Raw genomic sequence first — 18,601 nt, 5'->3', positions numbered from 1 at the left:
GCTGCGGTTCACAACCGCTCTGCTGTTCACGTAAGTTCGACGGGCCGCAGGGGCACGACCGGAACGGGGGACCGGTCCTGCCCCTGCTCGCGGCGTCAGCCGTGCGGCCGCACCGGCACCTCCTGCCAGCCGAACGCGATGAACGACGGCACCTGCCGCAGCTCCTCCTCCCCGACCGCGAGGCGCAGGTCGGGGAAGCGGTCGAAGAGGGCCGGCAGCGCCGTCAGGGCCTCCACCCGGGCGAGCGGTGCGCCGATGCACCGGTGCACGCCGATCCCGAACGCCAGATGATCGTCCGCCCCGCGCGCGGCGTCGAAAGTGTGCGCGTCCGGTCCGTAGTGGGCGGGATCGAGCCCGGCGGCGGCGAAGGTCGTGATGATGGCGTCGCCGGCCGGGACGGTGACATCGCCGACCTCGAGGTCGCTGACCGCGAACCGCAACGGCAGCGAGGCGATGGAGGGCTGCAGCCGCAGCGTCTCGTCGACGACGGCGTCCCAGCCGATCCGCCCGGACCGCACCGCGGCCAGCTGCCCGGGATCCCGCAGCAGGGCGACGATCGCGTTGCCGATGAGATTGACGGTCGTCTCGAAGCCGGCGCCGATGACCAGCAGCAGCGTGTACAGCAGCTCCTCGTCGCTGAGCCGGTCGCCGTCCTCGTCCCGCACCCGGATCAGCTCGGTGGTCAGGTCGTCGCCGGGGTGTGCGCTGCGGTGGGCGATCAGCGCGGGCAGCACCGTGCCGATCTGCTGCTGCACGAACGCCGCGTGCTCCGGAGTCGGGTCGGAGGTGTCCATGATGGCCGCTATCATCCGCGCGGTGTCGGGCACCAACTCGTCGGGGACTCCGAAGAGTTCGCAGATGATCCGCATGGGCAGGGCATGGGCGAGGGCCGCCCGCAGGTCGACCACCTCGGCGTCGTCCGCCGCCACCGCGTCGAGCAGCTCCGCGGTGATCGCCTCCACCCGGGGGCGCATCGTCTCGGTGCGCCGGTGGGTGAAGCTCGGCGCCACCAGCTTGCGCAGCCGCGTGTGGTCGGTGCCGTAGGTGGAGAGCATGTTGACCACGCCGATCCAGCCGAGGACCCAGCCCCACGAGGGGTGTTCGCCGAGCTCGGGCCAGAGCCGCCAGTGCAGCCGCGGATCCTTGCTGACCCGCGGGTCGAGGATCAGTTCCTTGAGGGTGTCGTAGCCCGTGGGCGCCCAGGCGGGGATGCCGCCGGGCAGTTCGACGGGGACGATCGGGCCGAAGGCGCGCAGCCGGGCGCACTCGGCCGCGATGTCGGATCCGAACGGGTCGATGACAAAGCGGTCGATGCGGTCGGTCACGGTCACGACGGATCTCCTGGCTGATCGGGGGAGCGAGGGCTGAACCTGACGGGCAGCGCCGTCAGCGAACGGTGGAACGGGCCCGGCCGCCAGGAGAGTCGCTCGCGCGGCAGCACGGGTTCGAGGTCGGGCAGCCACTGGGTGAGCCGCTCGATGGCCTCGGTGGCGATGAGCAGCGTGTGCTGCTTGACCGGGCAGGCGTGCGGGCCCGCCGACCAGGACAGGTGGGAGGCGTCCTTGGGGTGGCGGCCGTCGACGACCTCCTGCTCGGCGAAGTACGCGAGCGCCCCGTACGACACCACGACCGGCACCGCTGCTCTGATCCACGTTCCATGGAAGGTCATCGGCCGACGAGCGTAGTGGACGCCGTAGTTCGCGAGCGGGGTCTCGTGGTGCAGCACTTCGACCACGGCGTCCATCACCGGGCGGGCGCCGCTGGTGAGCGTGGAGTAGTAGAGCGGGTTGCCGAGGATGCGGGACAGCGCGTTGGACACCAGGTTCGCGGTCGGTTCGTGGCCGGCGCCGAGGGTGAGGAACACCTGCCAGGTGACCTCCTCCGGGGTGAGCCCCGCCGGGTGGTCCAGGAGATGGCTCGGCAGGTCGTCGCCGCGCCGCTGTGCCTTGGCCGCGATCAACTCCAGTACGTAGCCGCCGAACTCCGCCTCGCCCGCGGCCGCCTGTGCGCCGCCCTCCATCATCTTGCCGAGCGCCTGGTTGAGCCGCTCGCTCTGGCTGTCGGGCAGCCCGAAGAGGCTGTTGAAGACCAGCGCCATCAGCGGCCGGGCGAACTCGCCCACCAGATCGGCCTCGCCCTTCGGGCCGATCCGGCTCACCAGCAGATGCACCGCCCGGTGCACACGGGCCCGCAGGTCGTGCGGCTCGACCAGGTCGAAGGTGTCGATCAGCGTGGTGCGGTAGCGGGCATGGGCGGTGCCGTCCGCGAACAGGGAGTTGGGCCGCCAGCGCATCATGCCGAGCACGGGGGAGTCGTCGGCGACCGTCGACTCCCACGGCCGCGGGTCGTGCGAGAACGTCTCCGCGTCGTGCAGCAGTTCCAGCGCGGCCCGCCGGTCGGTGACGACGTACGCCGGCACGCCCGGCGCCAACTCCGCCCAGCCGACCGGGCCCTGGGCCCGCAGGTCGTCGTAGTAGCGGTATGGGTCGAGGGCGAAACCGTCCTCCCACAGCCGCACAGGTGCGGAGCGGGAGAAGTCCTGGCGGGCAGGGGGGTAGGTGGTCACCGGCTCTCCGAGGGGTGGCGGTCGATGAGGTGCTGGACCAGCGTGAGCAGTGCGTCGATCGAGGAGTTCGCGTCCCGTGCGTCACAGGTGACCATCGGTGTGCCCGGCTCCAGGTCCAGGGCGGCACGCAGCTGTTCCTCGGTGTGGTGGCTCGGCGCGTCCGGGAAGGCGTTGAAGGCGACCGTGTACGGCAGCCCGGTCTCCTCCACCAGGCCGAGCACGTCGAAGGAGGCGTCGATCCGACGGCTGTCGACCAGGACGAGGGCGCCCAGCGCGCCGTAGGCGATGTCGTCCCACAAGGACCGGAACCGTTCCTGTCCGGGGGTGCCGAACAGGTACAGGACGACGCCGCCCGCCAGGCTGATCCGCCCGAAGTCGATGGCGACGGTGGTCGTCGACTTGTCCCGCACCCCCTCCAGGTCGTCCACCTGCGCGGACGCCTCGGTGAGCTGTTCCTCGGTGTGCAGTGGCGCGATCTCGGACACCGAGTCGATCAGGGTCGTCTTGCCCACGCCGAAGGGGCCCGTGACCAGGATCTTCACCAGATCGCGGGCGGTGTCCGGCAGATGGACGCGGCCGGGTGGGCCGGGGGCGCTGCTAGCTGTGCTTGAGGGCGCGGAGGCCATCGGCCACTCTCTTCAGCAGGTCGGGGTCGAACCGTTCGGCGGGCGGGACCGGGGCGCGGGACAGCACCAGGTCCCGGTCGAGGAGGGCGCCGGCCAGGACACGGACGGCGGAGACCGGGAGCCGGAGCAGGGCGGCGGCCTCCACCACCGTCAGTGAGCCCTCCTCCAGGGCGTCCAGGAGGGCCAGTTCGGCGGCCGGGAGATCGACCGGCGTCGGTGTGCCGTTGGCGGTGAGGACCGACAGCCGTTCCAGGTGCGGGCGGCTGGGGCGGGCGGTGCCGCCGGTGGACAGATACGCCGGGACCAGGGGGCGGCCGGTCATGCCGGAGCGCCGTCGTCGCTCCCTCGGGGTGCGGTGGCCATCGCCTTCTCGCCCAGCCGTGCCACCTGCGAGTGCACGCGGTGCGCGAGCAGGTCCAGACGCACCTCGCCGTTTCCGTACGCGGCCACACAGGTGCCGTGGTCGGTCGGCACGATGAGGACGTACCCGTGGTCCGACTCGATGACGATCTGCCGTATCTCGGCCCGGTCCCGGTCGGCGAACGCGGCCGCGGCGGTCCGGCACGCCCCCTGCACGGTGCTGGTGATCGCGGCCACCCGCTCGGCCGAGGGCCGGGACAGCGCGTCCGTGTACCCCGTGACCAAGCCGTCCCGGGTGAGCAGGACGGCGGCCACGACATGCGGCACCTCGAGGATCGGTTCCAGTACCCATGCCGTGTCGCCTGCGTCGCGGCTGGTCATCGAGCCGGTCCCCCCTCGTAGTCGGTCTCGTTCGTCGGTACGTCGGTGACGGCACCGTCCGCGCGGGCCGCGGCGGTGCCGGACTGCAGGGCGCCGAGCGCGGCGGCGGCGTCCTCGGGACTGCGTGCCACTTGCTCGGCCGCGGATGCCTTCGGAGCGGCGGCGCGGGTACGGCGGCGGCGTTGCGGCAGCTCGTCGTGGTGCCCGGTGATGGCGGCGGCGTCGTCGGTGCCGTAGCCGTGGGACGCCTCCGCCGCGGCCTTGCGCGTCGAGCGCGGCGTGCTGACCGCCGGTGGCTGCTCGACGGGGTCGATACGGCTGAGGAGATGACTCTCGACTCTCAGCACCGCGCGTACCCCGCCGTACGGGGACGGCGAGGAGAGGTCGACGCCCAGATCGAACTGCCGGGTGAGCTGGCCGATCGCGGCGAGGCCCATGCGGGGCGGATCGCCGAGGCCGGTGAGGAGGATCGGCTCGGTACCGGCCACCGTCCGCTGGGCGTGGGCCCGTTCGTCCTGGGTCATGCCCACGCCCGAGTCGTCGACGGTGACGCAGACGCCGTGATGGACATGCTCCAGGTTGACCACGACGTCGGTGTCGGGCGCGGAGTGGCGCAGCGCGTTGTCGAGGAGCTCGGCGACGATGATGGCGACCGGCTCGACGGCGTGCGAGACCAGGGCGGTGCCCGTCTCCAGATGGTTGTGGACCTTGACCCGGTGGTAGCCCGCGAGCCGTGACTGTCCGCCGGTCACCGCGTCCACCAGGTGCGACTCCTCGCGCGCGAGCCCCACCCAGGCCCCGCACACCACGGCGGCGACCTGCGCCCGGCGCAGCGACTGCTCGTTCTCGTGGTCCAGCTGGAAGAGGGTCTGCGCCAACTCAGGGTCGTCGTAGCGCTGTTGCAGCTGGCGCAGGGCATCCTGCAAGCGGTAGAGGGCCGCCTGGATCTCCCGGGTGGCGCCGCGCATCCCGGCCTGCGCGGCCGCGTCGATACGGGTGCGCTGTGCGGAGAGCTCGGCGCGCAGCCCCAGCAGCACGCCTTCCAGGGCGATACCCAGGGGCGTTCCCGCGGTGTGCGGCTGGAGCGGGCCCGGGACCGCCACGTGCGGGTGGGCGAGCTGCCGGGCGGCGGCGGGTACGCGCTGTGCCGCCAGGTGCTCGACCTCGGCCGTCAACGTCTGCAGCGCGCCGTCGAGTCGGGAGCGCAGGGCGTCCGTCTCGGCGCGCTGCCGGGTCAGTTGACGCCGTGAGCGCAGCAGACCGCCGCCGAGGGCGAGCGCGGACAGTGTGCCGACGGCGAGACCGCCGACGGCCAGGTCCGGTAATTCGATCATCGAATCGGTTTCCAGGGGAAGTCGGGCAGGGGTGAGTCCGAGTGCCGGTGGCTAGGCGCTCGCAGCACAGTACACACCGTCGCCGACCCCTCTCGCACGGTTGATCGAGACTTCGCTCCGAAACCGAACGCTCTCTGTTCACTTCTGCGTCGACTGTCTGAAATGCCGCGTGGGGAAGGTGAGTTGACGCCTTCCCCGGCGCTCGGATCAGCCGTGCGGCACAATCACCGCACGCCCGTCTATCTTCCCGGCGTGCAGCCGCTCGTAGGCGAGCGGAGCCTCGTCCAGCGAGAACGTCTCGGTGTGCACCGACACCGCGCCGGCCCGGGCCAGCGCCAGCACCTCGATCAGCTCGCCCCGGCTGCCCCAGTACGGCGCGCTGACCGACACCTCGAAGGGCAGCAGCCCGAACCCGACGGGCAGCGCCCCGCCACCGATCCCGACGATGCTCACGTCGCCCTCGACCGCCGCGACGGCTCCCGATGTCCGCGCGGTGGGCTCGGCGCCGACGAAGTCGAACACCGCCTCCGCACCGAGACCGCCGGTGAGCCCGCGCACCGCTTCCGCGGCCCACGCGTCCGACAGGACCGCCTCGTGCGCCCCGACCTCACGGGCCAGCCGCAGCTTGTCCTCGCTGACGTCCAGCGCGATCACCCGGGCCGGCGTCAGCGCGCGCAGCAACTGGATGGCGACGTGCCCGAGCCCGCCCGTACCGATCACCACCGCGGTCGACCCGGGCACCAGCTTGGGCAGCGACCGCTTGATCGCGTGGTACGGCGTCAGCCCGGCGTCCGTGAGCGGCACCGCGGCGACCGGATCGAGCCCGTCCAGCGGCACCAGATGCCGGGGGTCGTCCACGAGCAGGTACTCGGCCATGGCCCCCGGCGCGCCGAGCCCCGGCGGGCGGATTCCCAGCTCGTCGGCGCGCAGACAGTAATTCTCCTTGCCCTCCACGCACTTGGCGCAGGCCCCGCAGCCCCACGGCCCGTACACGGCGACCGAGTCGCCCTCGCGCACCCCGGTCACTCCCGCGCCCAGCGCGGCGACCGTGCCCACGCCCTCATGGCCGAGGGTGAGCGGAAGCTCGTACGGGAACCCCTCGGCCGGCCAGCTCATCACGGCGATGTCGGAGTGGCACACACCGGCGGCGGTGACCTTCAACAGGACCTGTCCGGGCCCGGGTTCGGGGACGGTGACCACCTCGGGCGGTGCGCCGATGGTGCGGTACTGAAGTGCCTTCATGACGGGACTCCCTTCTGCGGTCAGACGGCGGTGTAGGCGCCGTCGACCAGGTGGTAGCTGCCGGCCACGAACGAGGCGCGCTCGGAGAGCAGGAAGACGATCAGCTCGGCGACCTCCTCGGCGCGGCCGAGACGGCCCGCCGGGTGCAGGCCCACCAGTCCGTCGTACGCGGCCTGGTCCATGCCCTGGAGCAGGGGCGTCTCGATGAAGCCGGGGCCCACCGCGTTGACCCGGATGCCCTTCGCGGCGTACTCGGCGGCCGTGGTCTTGGTCAGGCCGACCACGCCGTGCTTGGCGGCGACGTAGGCGGGGGAGCCGGCGAAGCCGACGGAGCCGAGGATCGACGCCACGTTGACGATCGCGCCACCCCGGCCGGTCGCCTCGATGGCGGGCAGTTCGAAGCGCAGGGAGTAGAAGACGCCGTCGAGGTTGGTGCGCACGACACGGTCGTAGGCCTCGATGTCGTACTCGCCCGTGGGCGCGCTCGGGCCGCCGATACCGGCGTTGTTCACGGCCAGGTCCAGGCCGCCGTAGGTGTCGACGGCGAAGGCGACGGCCGCCTCGACGGAGTCCGGGCGGGTCACGTCGACCTCGACCGCGGCGGCCTCGATGCCGTCGGCCCGCAGTGCGGCGGGGGCCTGCTCCGCGCCCTCGGCGTTGTGGTCGGCGATGACGACGTTCGCACCGCCCGCGCCCAGCCGGCGGGCGGTCGCGAGACCGATGCCGGAGGCGGCTCCGGTGACGAGGGCGGTCTTGCGCCCGACATGCTGACCGTCGGCAAGGCGATCGGCGGCGGCATCCCGGCCGGCGCGTACGGACTGTCCGCCGAGCTCGCGGACCGCCTCCTCGGCCGCGACGACCTCGACCTCGTCGACATGGGCGGCGTCGGCGGCACCCTTGCGGGCAACGCCCTCTCGGTCGCTGCGATGCGCGCCACGCTCGAACACGTCCTGACGGACGAGGCGTTCGGCCGGATGGCGAAGCTGTCCGAGCGGTTCGAGGCCGGCGTCCGGGCGGGCATCGACGCCCACGCACTGCCCTGGTCGGTGAGCAGGCTCGGCGCCCGCACCGAGTACCGCTTCGCCTCCCCGGCGCCCCGTACCGGCACCGAGTCCGAGGCGGCCGGTGACGCCGAGCTGGAGGACTTCCTGCACGTCCACCTCGCCAACCGTGGCATCCTCCTGACGCCCTTCCACAGCATGGCGCTGATGTGCCCGGACACCACCGAGGCGGACGTGGACACCCACACCGAGGTCTTCGCCGCCGCCCTGGCCGAACTGGCCGGATGACAGACCCCGAAAGGAAGCACGTGGACGAGATCGACCGGGCCATCCTGCGCGAGCTCCAGACCGACGGCCGGATCGCCTACGCCGACCTCGGCCCCAAGGTCGGCCTGTCCGCCTCGGCCGCACGGCAGCGCCTGCAACGGCTCCTGGACTCCAAGGCGGTTCAGGTCGTCGGTGTCACCGACCCGATGGCCATGGGCGGCCAGGCGATGGCCCTGCTCGGCATCGGCGTGGACGGCGACCCGCGGACCGTCGCCGACGAACTCGCCCGGCGTGACGAGGTCGTCTACTCGGTGCTGACCTCCGGCGGCTTCGACCTGTTCGTCGAGGTGGTCGCCCCCGGCCCCCGGGACCTGCTGGACTTCGTCAACGACGTCGTACGCAACGTCGAGGGGGTCCAAGAGGTCCGCTCGTTCCCGTACTTCGGCATCCACACACACCGGTTCTTGTGGGACGTCGGCTGATTGACCGGCGTGGGACGGGTACCCGGACGGCACCGCAACGACAACCGCTGGAGGAGGCCCGTATGACCAGCAGCACGGAGACCGGCGGCGTGACCGGTACGCCGGACAAGGACTACAACCTCATCTGGTACGTGGAGGCGTGTCTGAGCAACGCGCTGCGCCTCGAGACGTACATCCAGGACGCCGAACGGAACAAGGACACCCAGGTCGCGGATCTGTTCCGCAAGGCGCAGGCGGACAGCCGCAAGGGTGCCGAAATCGGCAAGGGGCTGCTGCGCGCGCGGCTGAACGGCGGCTGACCGCAGGTTCGCAGGGCGCTCGGCCGGGGGTGTCCGGCCGGGCGTTCCGCATGTCCAAAACCGTTTGCCCCGCCGCCACCGCCCGGCCTACGGTCGCGATCATGCTGCCCGTGGTGGAGACCGACGAAGAGTGGGACGCGGTCGTCGAGGACGAGAAGCTGATGCGGGCCGGCGCGGAGGACCTCTGCGCCCGCCTCGGACTCGGCGACGCGCCCCTGACCCGCTTCCCGGACGGCTCACAACCGGTCTACGCGGTGGGGGAGAACCGGGTCCTCAAGCTCTTCCCCACCTCCGCCGCCCGGGACGGCATCGCCGAAGGCCGTGTCCTGTCCCATCTGCACGGGCTGCTCCCCGTACCGACGCCCGGGGTGGACGACTTCGGGCCGTACGAGAACGGCTGGCAGTACGTCCTGATGTCCCGGCTGAGCGGCGAGAACCTCGCCCGGGCCTGGGACCGCATCCCGCGGCCCGACCGGGAACGCCTCGTCACCGAGATCGGCGAAACCCTCGCCGTACTCCACTCGCTCGACCCGGCCCCGCTCGAGGACGTCCTCGGGCCCGGCGACTGGGGTGCCTTCCTCGACCGGCAGCGCGCGAACGCCGTGGCCCGGCAGCGCGGCCACGGACTGCCGGACACCTGGCTGGAGCAGATCCCCGACTTCCTCGCCTCGGTCCCGCTGCCCCGCACCCCACGGCGCTCGCTGCTGCACACCGAGGTCATGCAGCAGCACTTCCTGGTCGACCCCGACGGCTGGCGCCTGACCGGCCTCTTCGACTTCGAGCCCGCCATGATCGGGGACGCCGGCTACGACTTCGTGGGCGTGGGCCTGTTCGTCACCCGAGGAGACCCCCACCTGCTCGCCCGGCTCACCGCGGCGTACGGAAGCGGCGTCGATCCGTCCCACGCCCTCGCCTACACACTGCTGCACGTGTACAGCAACCTGCCCTGGTACCTGAGGGAGTTGGAGGGCCCCGCCGAAGGGACCCTGTCCGGGCTCGCCCGTGCGTGGTTCGGCGCGTGACGCGCTCCGCGAGCATCAGCCGCACAAAACGCCGTAGCTGACGCCGCCCGCCCGGGATCAGGCGATCCCGGTCCCTTTGTGCGAGCGTGGCCCCAGGTACGCCGTCCGGGGCGAGGCATCGCGCCGAGAGAGGAAGTGAGCGGGGATGAGCGAGATCGTCGACCAGATCGACCGTGGACACCGGGAGGTCGGCACCCGCAAGGTCGAGGAGGCGGAGGCTCATGCGGTGCTGCTACGGCGCAGCTATGACGCCGAGATCGCCGAGGTCTGGGGCGCGGTGACCTCCCCCGAGCGGATCGGGCGGTGGTTCCTGCCGGTCACCGGGGAGTTCCGGCTCGGCGGGCGCTATCAGCTGGAGGGCCATGCCGGGGGCGAGATCCTCGAGTGCGTGGAGCCGGAGCGGCTGCGGGTGAGCTGGTTGTACGGGCCGGACCCGGGCTTCAGCGAGGTCGAGGTGCGGCTCACGCCGGACGGCGAGGGGCGGACGGTGTTCGAGGTGGAGCACGTGGCCGTGGTGCCGGAGGAGTTCTGGAACCAGTTCGGGCCCGGCGCGGTCGGAATCGGCTGGGACAGCATCGCCCTCGGTCTCGGCATGCACCTCGCGGGACGCGGGATGAGCCGGGAGGAGTCCGAGGCCTGGCAGGGCACGGCCGAGGCCAAGGAGTTCTTCAAACGGTCCGGCGAGGAGTGGGGCGCCGCCTATGCCGCCTCGGGAGCCGATCCGGAGACGGTGACGGCCACGACGGCGGCGACGGTCGGGGCCTACACGGGGGAATAGCGGCGTCGGCGGGACTCGCACGGGGCAGGCCCGGCCGTTTCCGCACGGGCATCCGGGCGGGCGCCGAGTCGGGGTTCCGGCTGCGGAGCCGCAGCCGGATCGAGGTCTGCTTCCGGGCACTGCCGGAGCAAGCCGGGAGTCGTCCCCGCCGGGCTCTGGCGCCCGGACGACGGTGGCGGACACTGCACGGGGCAGATGTACGCCGGGGCGCCGGGGCCGGTGCCGTCGCGGTGTGACGGAGCCGACCCGGCAGAGGTGTCAGGACTTGGCGCTCCAGGAGTGGGCCACGTCCACCACGACCCGGTCGTCCACCCGCAGGACCCGGAACGGGAGCCGGGCGCGGACGCCGAGGCCGAACTGTGTGTCTCCTTCGAAGCTGCCGGCGAATCGGGTGTCCCTGAAGGTGCGGTACCCGTCGAGGTCGACGCCCGGCAGGGGGCGGGCCACCCGTCCGGGATAGGTCGGGGCGCCGGTATCGACGTCGTAGGCGGGTGCGGCCACCCGTACTTCGAGGACGGCGCCGCCGGCGACCGGTATCAGCCGGCCCGATCCGTCCTGGTGGAGTCGGTCGACGTACCGGACGGAATAGCCGAGGCCGGCCTTCGCCGCGCCCGGAACGTCCACGACCAGACGGTCGTAGCAGGCGTGCCTGCCGGTCCGTGCGTTCGTCACCGATTCCGTCGTGCTGACCGCCTGGGTCTTGTCGATGCTGCCCCAGCCGGTGGGGCAGGTGGTGGCGGCCTGGGCGGGTACCGCGGCCACGCCGAGCGTCGCACCCATGAGAGCGACGGTGGCCCAGGTTGTTCTGCTGCGTCTCATGATGTCCCCCGGGGTGTTCATGTGCCTGATATCTGATGAGACAACACGGTTGAAGAAAAGGTTGCACCTTGTCCCGATATCAATTTTCGAAACATTCGGTGCGGCGATCGAATGTTGGATGGGAACTGGGGCGTCATAGGTCAACTGGCGAGAGTTGATGTGCGGCCTGTTGACGGTGTGATGCGCCGCTCGTAGGGTCTCGGCGCGATTCCGGAATCATACCGAAACTTTCGAACGGACGGAGTGAGATGGTTACCCGCAGATCCATTCTCCTGCCCCGCAAGGCACTGGTTCTCGGCATGGCGAGCCTGCTCGCGGCAGCAGGCGTCACCGCCCTGTCGGGAACCGCCGACGCCGCGAGCACCCTCGGTACGGCCGCGGCCGAGAAGGGCCGCTACTTCGGGGCCGCGGTCGCCGCGAACCACCTGGGCGAATCCGCGTACGTCTCCACGCTCGACACCGAATTCAACTCGGTCACGCCCGAGAACGAGATGAAATGGGACGCGGTCGAGAGCACCCGCAACTCGTTCACCTACACGTCCGCCGACCAGATCGTCAGCCACGCACAGAGCAAGGGGATGAAGGTCCGCGGCCACACGCTGGTGTGGCACTCCCAGCTGCCCGGCTGGGTATCCGGCCTCGCCGCCGCCGACCTCAGGACGGCGATGAACAACCACATCACCCAGGTCATGACCCACTACAAGGGCAAGATCCACTCCTGGGACGTGGTCAACGAGGCCTTCCAGGACGGCAGCAGCGGCGCCCGGCGCAGCTCACCCTTCCAGGACAAGCTCGGCAACGGCTTCATCGAGGAGGCATTCCGCACGGCCCGCGCCGCGGACCCGGCGGCCAAGCTCTGCTACAACGACTACAACACCGACGGCGTCAACGCGAAGAGCACCGCCGTCTACAACCTGGTCAAGGACTTCAAGGCGCGCGGGGTGCCCCTCGACTGCGTGGGCTTCCAGTCCCACTTCAACAGCGACTCCCCGGTGCCCTCCGACTACCAGGCCAATCTGCAGCGCTTCGCCGACCTCGGCGTCGACGTGCAGATCACCGAGCTGGACATCGAAGGCTCCGGCACGGCCCAGGCCACTAGCTACAGCAACGTCGTCAAGGCCTGCCTGGCCGTCTCCCGCTGCACCGGCATCACCGTGTGGGGCGTCACCGACAAGTACTCCTGGCGCGCCAGCGGCACACCGCTGCTCTTCGACGGCAACTACGCCAAGAAGGCCGCCTACACGGCCGCACTGACAGCCCTCGGCGGCACCGGCTCGGGCGGCGGTGGCGGTAGTGCCGCCTGCACCGTCTCCTACAGCAAGCAGGAGGAGTGGAGCGACCGCTTCAACGGCAAGGTGACCATCACCGCGGGCAGCGCCGCGATCAGTACCTGGACCACGACCGTCACCCTGACGTCCCCGCAGAAGGTCTCCTCGACCTGGAACGGCACGCCCACCTGGGACAGCAGCGGCAACGTGATGACCATGAAGCCGAACGGCAACGGCAGCCTGGCGGCCGGCGCGTCGACGAGCTTCGGCTTCACGGTCATGAAGAACGGCAGCACCGCGGCGCCCGTCCTCGGATCCTGTACGGCGTCCTGACCATGGTGTGATGCCAACGTTCCGGTGCGGCGGACCCGTCCGCCGCACCGGAACGGCTCAGGCCGTCTGTCAGACCTTCTGGAGGGTCTTCTTCGCCAGTTCGAACGCCGGGGCCATCTTCTCGTGCTCCTCGGTGTCCATACCGCCGAGGTGCACGACGACGGGGCCGTCCGGGGTGGTGACGGCGAAGGCACTCTCCTTCTTCGTCTCGTCCAGGAGCTCGCTCGTGACGACGTACTCCACCTCGACACCGGCGAGCTCGCCCGACTTGAAGGAGCTGTACTTCGCCTTGCTGGAGTCGTCCTCGGCCGCGACGAACTCCTCCAGCACGGTGCGTGCGTCGTCGTCGCCGGGCTCGCCGGTCCAGATCCGCAGGAAGCCGATGTAGCCGGCCGGCTTGGCGTCGACCTCGCACGCGGCGGCGACCGGACCCTGGCGGAGGAGGGAGTCGAGGACCTCCTCGGAGATCTCGTCCTCGAGACCGCCGGAATCGGTCGGCGAGGCCTTGTCCTGGGCGGCCGCGGAGTCGATGGCCTCCGCCTCCCAGTCCTTGGCGAGGTCGAAACTCACGGGCAGCTCGCACGCTGAGCCGGCCGCCCCGATGCTGTCGCCGCTCTCGGCGGCCTGCCCGGCGCTCGCCGACGCACTCGCGGACGTCTTCGCGTCCTTCTTGTCGTCGGCGGCCTCCGAACAGCCCGCCAACACCCCCGCCAGCAAGGCCACGTAAGCCATCCGACGCCCTGCATTCCCCGCCCTGACCAGCACTTCGATGTCTCCCCTCGGTTCAGGGCGCACACATTAGCGGAGGCCACCGACAGGCCGTACCCGGGAGGTGCCTTCGCCGACCGGGCATCGGAGAAAAACCGAGTGACCGCATCCGTGCAGGTCAGCACAATGGAGCGCCACACCCCCGATCCGAAAGGTGGCCGACGTGACCGTCCCGAACGTACTGCTGTCCGGCATCGTCGGCTCCACCGCCTACGGCCTCGCCCATGAAGGCTCCGACGTGGACCGCCTCGGCATGTTCGCCGCACCCACCGAGTCCCTGCACGGCCTCCACGGGCCGAAGGAGTCCCACGTCAGCACGGCCCCGGACCGTACCCTGCACGAGGCCGCGAAGTGGTGCCGGCTCGCTCTGGGCGGCAACCCCACCGCCATGGAACTCGCCTGGCTGCCAACGGAGTTGTACGAAGTGCGCACTCCGCTCGGCGACGAACTGATCGGCCTGCGCACGTCGTTCCTGAGCGCGAAGCGGGTCCGGGACGCCTATCTCGGCTACGCCACCCAGCAGTTCCGCCGTCTCGAGAGCCGGGCCGACCGCTCCTCCTCCGCGGAGACCCGCAAACGCACCTCCAAGCACGCCCGGCACCTCAAGCGACTGTGCCACCAGGGCCTGGAACTGTACGCCACCGGCCACCTCACGATCCGCGTCGAAAACCCCGAGGAGTACCGGGAGTTCGGCGAACGGGTCGCCGCCGACGCCTCAGTGGCCCGTCCTCTGCTCGCGTACTACGAGACGGCGTTCGACGAGACCCGCACGGTGTTGCCGGACCACCCCGACGAGGCGGCGGTGGAGGCTTGGCTGCACCGGGTCCGCGACCACTTCTACGCCCGGCTCAGCTCGACGGGGTAGAGGTCGGTGCGCGCGACGGCGGCGTCCCGCTCGTCCGCGAGGGCGGTGCGGCGCCCATCCGTCATGAACCCGTCGTACCCGTCCTGCGTGGCGAACTCGATCAACTGGATCTCGTCGGGGCGGCCGTCGCTTCCGTCGGCACGGGCCCGCTGCACCACCCGCCCGCCGTGCTCGCCCAGCAGGGACAGCACCTTGTCCTCGTACGCGGCCAGCGCGGCGGCGGCGCCCGGCCGGGCCCAGAGCAACACGCACAGTTGAACCGTCATGGCGCCCGACCTTAGCGAACCAGGCTGTCCGTAAAACCGGATGCCCGGCGACGGACCCCGTTGCTACCCTCGATCCCATGATCACGCCTACGCCTCAGCACCGCATGATGCCCCCGCACCGGGGCTGCTGAGCGCGCACGCGCACCGATACCGAGGCCCCCGGAACGGGGCCTTTGCGCGTGGTGCGGATCTGGTCCCGTTGCCGGTAGGAGGACCGATGACCGGACCACGGCACTACATCACCACGACCATTCCGTACGTCAATGCCCGGCCGCACCTGGGCTTCGCCCTGGAGCTCGTGCAGGCGGACACGCTGGCCCGGCACCTCCGGCACCTCCGGCAGCGCGGCGGGCAGGTGCGGCTGTTGAGCGGGACGGACGACAACTCCCTGAAGAACGTTCTCGCCGCGGAGGCCGAGGGCGTCGACGTGCGGGAGTTCGTCGACCGCAACGCCGACGCGTTCGCCGCGCTGCGCGACCCGCTGGCGTTGTCGCTGGACGACTTCATCCGCACCAGCAGCGACCCCCGCCACCGCACTGGCGTGGAGCGACTGTGGCGGCGCTGCGCGGAGACGGGTGATCTGTACCGCAAGCAGTACGAGGGGCTGTACTGCGTCGGCTGCGAGCAGTTCTACACGCCCGACGAACTCGTCGACGGCAGATGCGGCGAGCACGGCACCGAACCCCAGCTCGTCGCGGAGGAGAACTGGTTCTTCCGGCTGTCCCGGTATGCCGACCGCCTCCACGCGCTGATCACCGACGGCACCCTGCGCATCGAGCCCGCCGCTCGCCGCAACGAGGTCCTCGCGCTCATCGCCGGCGGCCTGCACGACTTCTCCGTCTCCCGCTCCCACACCCGCGCCCGCGGCTGGGGCATCCCCGTCCCCGGCGACCCCGAGCAGGTCGTCTACGTGTGGTGGGACGCCCTGGGCAACTACGTCACCAGCCTCGGCTACGGCACCGACGACCCCGCCTACGCGCAGTGGTGGGCGGCCGGGGACCGCCGTATCCACCTCGTCGGCAAGGGCGTCGTGCGGTTCCACGCCGTGTACTGGCCGGCCATGCTGCTGTCGGCGGGTCTGCCGCTGCCCACCGACATCCTCGTCCACGACTATCTGACGGTCGGCGGGCGGAAGATCAGCAAGTCGGGAAACGGGACGGCCGTCGACCCCGTCTCACTGGCCGCCGGCTACGGCACGGACGCCGTCCGCTGGTGGCTGCTGCGCGACGTCCCCCGGGTCGGGGACGCCGACTTCACCACCGAGCGGCTGATCGCCCGCGCCGACGCCGACTTCGCCGGTGGCCTGGGCAACCTGGTCCACCGGATCGTGACGATGATCCACCGCTACCGCGGCGGGTCCGTGCCCTCACCGGGGACCGACCGGTTCCCCGTGGCGACGCTGCTGGACGTATGCCGTGAGGCACCCGGCCGCATCGACGCCGCGCTGGCCGACTTCGACTTCCGCCGGGCCGCCGACGCGGCCTGGGACATCGTGGAGGAGGCCAACCGCTGCATCGACGCGACCCGCCCCTGGGAACTGGCCAGAGCGGAACGGCACGGCAACACCGACGCCGCCGAACGCCTCGACGCGGTGCTCGCCGCACTGGTCACGGCATGCCGCGCTCTGGCCGACGAGCTACGGCCCTTCATCCCCGGCGCGGCGGAGCACGTCAAACGCCGGGTGACCCCCGTCGACGGCACCCTCCCGGAGACGGAACCACTCTTCGCCCGCCTCCAGGAGCGGCGCTGATCACCAGCGTGGCAGCTTCAACTCGTAGGACGGGTCGAAGCGTTGCATGTATCCGGTGTCGTCGCGGGAGCGCACGCCGGAGTCCAGGTACAGGTGGTGGAGCCGGTCGAGGGCGTCGTGGTTCAGCTCGACGCCCAGACCGGGGCCGGTGGGGACCTTGACGTGGCCGTCGCGCAGTTCCAGGACGCCGGGGACGATCACGTCGTCGGCGAAGTTCCACGGGTAGTGGGTGTCGCAGGAGTGGTCGAGGTTGGGGATGGCCGCGGCGACGTGGGTCATGGCGGCCAGGCTGATGCCGAGGTGGGAGTTGGAGTGCATGGAGAGGGCGAGTCCGAACGCCTCGCAGACGGCCGCCAGTTCGCGGGTGCGGCGCAGACCGCCCCAGTAGTGGTGGTCGGTGAGGAGCACCTGGATCGCGTTCTGCTCGATCGCGGGCTTCAGGTGCTCCCAGGCGATCACGCACATGTTGGTCGCCAGGGGGAGAGGGCAGTCCTCGGCCACCTCGGCCATGCCCTCGATTCCCCTCGTCGGGTCCTCCAGGTACTCCAGTACGCCGTCCAGTTCACGGGCGACGTACCGCGATGTCTGCACCGTCCAGGCCGTGTTGGGGTCCAGGCGCAGCGGCTGGCCGGGGAAGGCCTCGGCCAGTGCCTTGATCGCGGCGATCTCCTCGTCGGGAGGGAAGACACCGCCCTTGAGCTTGAAGGAACGGAAGCCGTACCGCTCCTGCATCAGCCGGGCCTGTTCCACGATCCCGGCCGGGTCCAGGGCCTCGCCCCAGTCGTCGCCGATCGCCACCCGTCCGTCGAGGGCGGGGTGTTCGGCCCACTTGTAGAAGAGGTACGCGGCGAAGGGCACCGCGTCCCGGACCTTCCCGCCCAGCAGGTCGCTGACCGGGCGGCCCAGCAGCTTGCCCTGGGCGTCGAGGCAGGCGACCTCCACGGCCGAGGTGGTCCAGCCGCGTTCGTGGGAGCTGGGGACGGTGGGGAGGAGATCGGCGTCGATCGCCGCCGAGACGGCCGTCGTGTCGAAGACGTCCATGCCGGGGACCACCTGCGCGGCCGCCTCGAGGCGTGCCAGGCGGGCCGTTCCGCCGGGGGACTCGCCCAGGCCCACCGTGCCGTTCTCCAGGACGAGTTGGAGGATGATCCGCAGGGCGAGGGGCTCGTGGACGCCGTTGGAGTTGAGCAGCGGCGGGTCACGGAAGGCGATCGGGGTGACGATCAGTTCCCTGATCCTGGTGGGGTTCATGCGCCGACCACCTCCAGGCCGTGGTCGATGAGTTTCGCGAGGCGGGCCACGTGTTCCGGGGTGGGGTCCAGGAGCGGGGCCCGCACGCCGCCCACGTCCAGGCCGCGCAGCGTCACGCCCGCCTTGACCAGGGCCACGGCGTATCCGGGTACCTCGTCGCGGAGTGCGACGAGCGGGCCGTAGAACTCGTCCAGGAGCGTCGACAGCAGCGCCTCGTCGCCCTCGGCGAGCGCCCGGTGGAAGGCCAGGGCGATCTCGGGGGCGAAGGCGAACACCGCCGAGGAGTACAGGCCGACACCGATGCCCTGGTAGGCGGGCGCGGTCATCTCGGCCGTGGGAAGGCCGTTGAAGAACTGGAAGTCCTGCCCGTCCGGCAGGGCGCGCACCGCGCGGACGATGCGGTGCATCCGCTCGATGTCGCCGAGGCCGTCCTTGAGGCCGGCGACCTTGGGCAGCGCGGCGATCTCGGCGGCCGTCGTCTCCGTCAGACGGGCCGTGCCGCGCTGGTAGAAGATCATCGGGAGGTCGGTGACGGCGGTGACCTCCTCGACGTAGCGCACCAGGCCCTGCTGCGGTGCCGTCACCAGGTAGGGCGGCAGCAGCAGGATGCCGTCGGCGCCGGCCCGTGCCACGCGGACGGCGTGGTCGCGGGCGACCGGTGTCGGTCCGCCCGCCGCGGCCAGGACGGGCACGCGGCCCGCGGTCGTCTCGACCGCGACCCGGGTCGCCCGCTCCAGCTCGTCGGCGGTCAGCGCGTGGAACTCACCGGTGCCGCAGGCGACGAACACGCCGCCCGCGCCCGCTGTGACTCCGGCCTCGATGTGCCGCGCGAGCCGTTCCTCGTCCAGCGAGCCGTCCGGGGCGAACGGCGTGACCGGGAAGAACAGCACTCCTTGGAACTTCATGTCTCCCTCGTAACTACG

20 protein-coding genes and 1 pseudogene are annotated in these 18,601 nt (G+C 71.2%); 8 read left to right on the top strand and 13 right to left on the bottom strand.

The annotated features are described in order from the left end of the window. Window positions 1–95: 95 nt before the first annotated feature. The 8 genes and pseudogenes from OHU89_RS05525 to OHU89_RS05490 form a co-directional block, all read right to left on the bottom strand. Window positions 96–1,331, bottom strand: a complete 1,236-nt coding sequence (locus OHU89_RS05525; RefSeq protein WP_405640329.1) for a cytochrome P450 — start codon at window positions 1,329–1,331, stop codon at window positions 96–98. Further along, entirely contained in the window at window positions 1,328–2,566 is a 1,239-nt protein-coding gene (locus tag OHU89_RS05520) for a cytochrome P450 (protein WP_266897061.1), read from the bottom strand. Before OHU89_RS05520 ends, OHU89_RS05525 begins: the two co-directional genes overlap by 4 nt. Then, window positions 2,563–3,192 (bottom strand): GTP-binding protein, encoded by a 630-nt coding sequence (locus OHU89_RS05515; protein WP_405640326.1) that lies wholly within the window; start codon window positions 3,190–3,192, stop codon window positions 2,563–2,565. The genes OHU89_RS05520 and OHU89_RS05515 overlap by 4 nt, the downstream gene beginning before the upstream one ends. Further along, window positions 3,164–3,514: a DUF742 domain-containing protein gene (locus tag OHU89_RS05510; RefSeq protein WP_405640323.1), complete on the bottom strand. Its 351-nt coding sequence runs from the start codon at window positions 3,512–3,514 to the stop codon at window positions 3,164–3,166. The genes OHU89_RS05515 and OHU89_RS05510 overlap by 29 nt, the downstream gene beginning before the upstream one ends. Continuing rightward, window positions 3,511–3,933, bottom strand: a complete 423-nt coding sequence (locus tag OHU89_RS05505; protein ID WP_405640320.1) for a roadblock/LC7 domain-containing protein — start codon at window positions 3,931–3,933, stop codon at window positions 3,511–3,513. Before OHU89_RS05505 ends, OHU89_RS05510 begins: the two co-directional genes overlap by 4 nt. Next, complete coding sequence (locus OHU89_RS05500) at window positions 3,930–5,267, bottom strand: ATP-binding protein (RefSeq protein WP_405640317.1); 1,338 nt, start codon at window positions 5,265–5,267, stop codon at window positions 3,930–3,932. Before OHU89_RS05500 ends, OHU89_RS05505 begins: the two co-directional genes overlap by 4 nt. A 207-nt stretch (window positions 5,268–5,474) precedes the next feature. Then, window positions 5,475–6,509: an NAD(P)-dependent alcohol dehydrogenase gene (locus OHU89_RS05495; RefSeq protein ID WP_405640314.1), complete on the bottom strand. Its 1,035-nt coding sequence runs from the start codon at window positions 6,507–6,509 to the stop codon at window positions 5,475–5,477. A 20-nt stretch (window positions 6,510–6,529) separates the two neighbouring features. Beyond that, a pseudogene (locus OHU89_RS05490) lies at window positions 6,530–7,264 on the bottom strand (SDR family NAD(P)-dependent oxidoreductase); the annotation flags it as partial. A gap of 9 nt (window positions 7,265–7,273) precedes the next feature. Between OHU89_RS05490 and OHU89_RS05485 the strand changes: the two are divergent. From OHU89_RS05485 to OHU89_RS05465, 5 genes are all read left to right on the top strand, one after another. Continuing rightward, the gene (locus tag OHU89_RS05485) at window positions 7,274–7,798 is read left to right on the top strand and encodes an aminotransferase class III-fold pyridoxal phosphate-dependent enzyme (protein ID WP_405640311.1); all 525 of its coding nucleotides are present in this window, start codon (window positions 7,274–7,276) and stop codon (window positions 7,796–7,798) included. A 20-nt stretch (window positions 7,799–7,818) separates the two neighbouring features. Then, complete coding sequence (locus OHU89_RS05480) at window positions 7,819–8,259, top strand: Lrp/AsnC family transcriptional regulator (protein WP_405654324.1); 441 nt, start codon at window positions 7,819–7,821, stop codon at window positions 8,257–8,259. Between the two features lie 62 nt (window positions 8,260–8,321). Beyond that, the gene (locus OHU89_RS05475) at window positions 8,322–8,558 is read left to right on the top strand and encodes a hypothetical protein (protein WP_405640309.1); all 237 of its coding nucleotides are present in this window, start codon (window positions 8,322–8,324) and stop codon (window positions 8,556–8,558) included. Between the two features lie 101 nt (window positions 8,559–8,659). Beyond that, window positions 8,660–9,580 carry an aminoglycoside phosphotransferase family protein gene (locus OHU89_RS05470; protein ID WP_405654322.1) on the top strand — a complete coding sequence of 307 codons (921 nt, stop codon included), beginning with the start codon at window positions 8,660–8,662 and terminating at the stop codon, window positions 9,578–9,580. 145 nt (window positions 9,581–9,725) lie between these two features. Further along, window positions 9,726–10,358, top strand: a complete 633-nt coding sequence (locus OHU89_RS05465) for an SRPBCC family protein (RefSeq protein WP_405640307.1) — start codon at window positions 9,726–9,728, stop codon at window positions 10,356–10,358. Between the two features lie 258 nt (window positions 10,359–10,616). Here the strand turns inward: OHU89_RS05465 and OHU89_RS05460 are convergent, their stop codons facing one another. Next, window positions 10,617–11,138 carry a hypothetical protein gene (locus OHU89_RS05460; protein ID WP_266897081.1) on the bottom strand — a complete coding sequence of 174 codons (522 nt, stop codon included), beginning with the start codon at window positions 11,136–11,138 and terminating at the stop codon, window positions 10,617–10,619. Between the two features lie 287 nt (window positions 11,139–11,425). Here OHU89_RS05460 and OHU89_RS05455 point away from each other — a divergent pair, with 287 nt between their 5' ends. Beyond that, window positions 11,426–12,778 carry an endo-1,4-beta-xylanase gene (locus OHU89_RS05455; RefSeq protein WP_405640304.1) on the top strand — a complete coding sequence of 451 codons (1,353 nt, stop codon included), beginning with the start codon at window positions 11,426–11,428 and terminating at the stop codon, window positions 12,776–12,778. Window positions 12,779–12,847: 69 nt separating this feature from the next. On the opposite strand, the gene OHU89_RS05450 is transcribed toward OHU89_RS05455, so the two are convergent. Further along, entirely contained in the window at window positions 12,848–13,510 is a 663-nt protein-coding gene (locus tag OHU89_RS05450; RefSeq protein WP_405640302.1) for a lipoprotein, read from the bottom strand. Window positions 13,511–13,709: 199 nt separating this feature from the next. Between OHU89_RS05450 and OHU89_RS05445 the strand changes: the two genes are divergently transcribed. Further along, a complete protein-coding gene (locus tag OHU89_RS05445) occupies window positions 13,710–14,411 on the top strand; it encodes a DNA polymerase beta superfamily protein (RefSeq protein WP_405640299.1) in 702 nt (233 codons plus the stop codon). On the opposite strand, the gene OHU89_RS05440 is transcribed toward OHU89_RS05445, so the two are convergent. Next, complete coding sequence (locus OHU89_RS05440) at window positions 14,384–14,677, bottom strand: hypothetical protein (RefSeq protein ID WP_266897089.1); 294 nt, start codon at window positions 14,675–14,677, stop codon at window positions 14,384–14,386. The two genes, OHU89_RS05445 and OHU89_RS05440, sit on opposite strands and share 28 nt — an antisense overlap. Before the next feature lie 217 nt (window positions 14,678–14,894). Between OHU89_RS05440 and OHU89_RS05435 the strand changes: the two genes are divergently transcribed. Further along, a complete protein-coding gene (locus OHU89_RS05435; RefSeq protein ID WP_405640297.1) occupies window positions 14,895–16,427 on the top strand; it encodes a methionine--tRNA ligase in 1,533 nt (510 codons plus the stop codon). Here the strand turns inward: OHU89_RS05435 and OHU89_RS05430 are convergent, their stop codons facing one another. Then, a complete protein-coding gene (locus OHU89_RS05430) occupies window positions 16,428–17,678 on the bottom strand; it encodes a glucarate dehydratase family protein (RefSeq protein ID WP_405640295.1) in 1,251 nt (416 codons plus the stop codon). After that, window positions 17,675–18,583: a 5-dehydro-4-deoxyglucarate dehydratase gene (locus OHU89_RS05425; protein ID WP_405640293.1), complete on the bottom strand. Its 909-nt coding sequence runs from the start codon at window positions 18,581–18,583 to the stop codon at window positions 17,675–17,677. Before OHU89_RS05425 ends, OHU89_RS05430 begins: the two co-directional genes overlap by 4 nt. Window positions 18,584–18,601: the final 18 nt, after the last annotated feature.

Source organism: Streptomyces sp. NBC_00019 (assembly GCF_045041015.1).
Lineage (GTDB): Bacteria > Actinomycetota > Actinomycetes > Streptomycetales > Streptomycetaceae > Streptomyces.
The sequence above is the reverse complement of the archived record's forward strand: the minus strand, read 5'-3'. Positions and strand labels throughout refer to the sequence as shown.

Excerpts from the sequence above, each read along its gene's own strand:
- OHU89_RS05515 (WP_405640326.1), bottom strand. The coding sequence starts at position 3,192 with ATGGCCTCCGCGCCCTCAAGCACAGCTAGCAGCGCCCCCGGCCCACCC.
- OHU89_RS05510 (WP_405640323.1), bottom strand. The coding sequence starts at position 3,514 with ATGACCGGCCGCCCCCTGGTCCCGGCGTATCTGTCCACCGGCGGCACC.
- OHU89_RS05505 (WP_405640320.1), bottom strand. The coding sequence starts at position 3,933 with ATGACCAGCCGCGACGCAGGCGACACGGCATGGGTACTGGAACCGATC.
- OHU89_RS05500 (WP_405640317.1), bottom strand. The coding sequence starts at position 5,267 with ATGATCGAATTACCGGACCTGGCCGTCGGCGGTCTCGCCGTCGGCACA.
- OHU89_RS05495 (WP_405640314.1), bottom strand. The coding sequence starts at position 6,509 with ATGAAGGCACTTCAGTACCGCACCATCGGCGCACCGCCCGAGGTGGTC.
- OHU89_RS05485 (WP_405640311.1), top strand. The coding sequence starts at position 7,274 with ATGCTGACCGTCGGCAAGGCGATCGGCGGCGGCATCCCGGCCGGCGCG.
- OHU89_RS05475 (WP_405640309.1), top strand. The coding sequence starts at position 8,322 with ATGACCAGCAGCACGGAGACCGGCGGCGTGACCGGTACGCCGGACAAG.
- OHU89_RS05470 (WP_405654322.1), top strand. The coding sequence starts at position 8,660 with ATGCTGCCCGTGGTGGAGACCGACGAAGAGTGGGACGCGGTCGTCGAG.
- OHU89_RS05465 (WP_405640307.1), top strand. The coding sequence starts at position 9,726 with ATGAGCGAGATCGTCGACCAGATCGACCGTGGACACCGGGAGGTCGGC.
- OHU89_RS05460 (WP_266897081.1), bottom strand. The coding sequence starts at position 11,138 with ATGGGTGCGACGCTCGGCGTGGCCGCGGTACCCGCCCAGGCCGCCACC.
- OHU89_RS05455 (WP_405640304.1), top strand. The coding sequence starts at position 11,426 with ATGGTTACCCGCAGATCCATTCTCCTGCCCCGCAAGGCACTGGTTCTC.
- OHU89_RS05450 (WP_405640302.1), bottom strand. The coding sequence starts at position 13,510 with ATGGCTTACGTGGCCTTGCTGGCGGGGGTGTTGGCGGGCTGTTCGGAG.
- OHU89_RS05440 (WP_266897089.1), bottom strand. The coding sequence starts at position 14,677 with ATGACGGTTCAACTGTGCGTGTTGCTCTGGGCCCGGCCGGGCGCCGCC.
- OHU89_RS05435 (WP_405640297.1), top strand. The coding sequence starts at position 14,895 with ATGACCGGACCACGGCACTACATCACCACGACCATTCCGTACGTCAAT.
- OHU89_RS05430 (WP_405640295.1), bottom strand. The coding sequence starts at position 17,678 with ATGAACCCCACCAGGATCAGGGAACTGATCGTCACCCCGATCGCCTTC.
- OHU89_RS05425 (WP_405640293.1), bottom strand. The coding sequence starts at position 18,583 with ATGAAGTTCCAAGGAGTGCTGTTCTTCCCGGTCACGCCGTTCGCCCCG.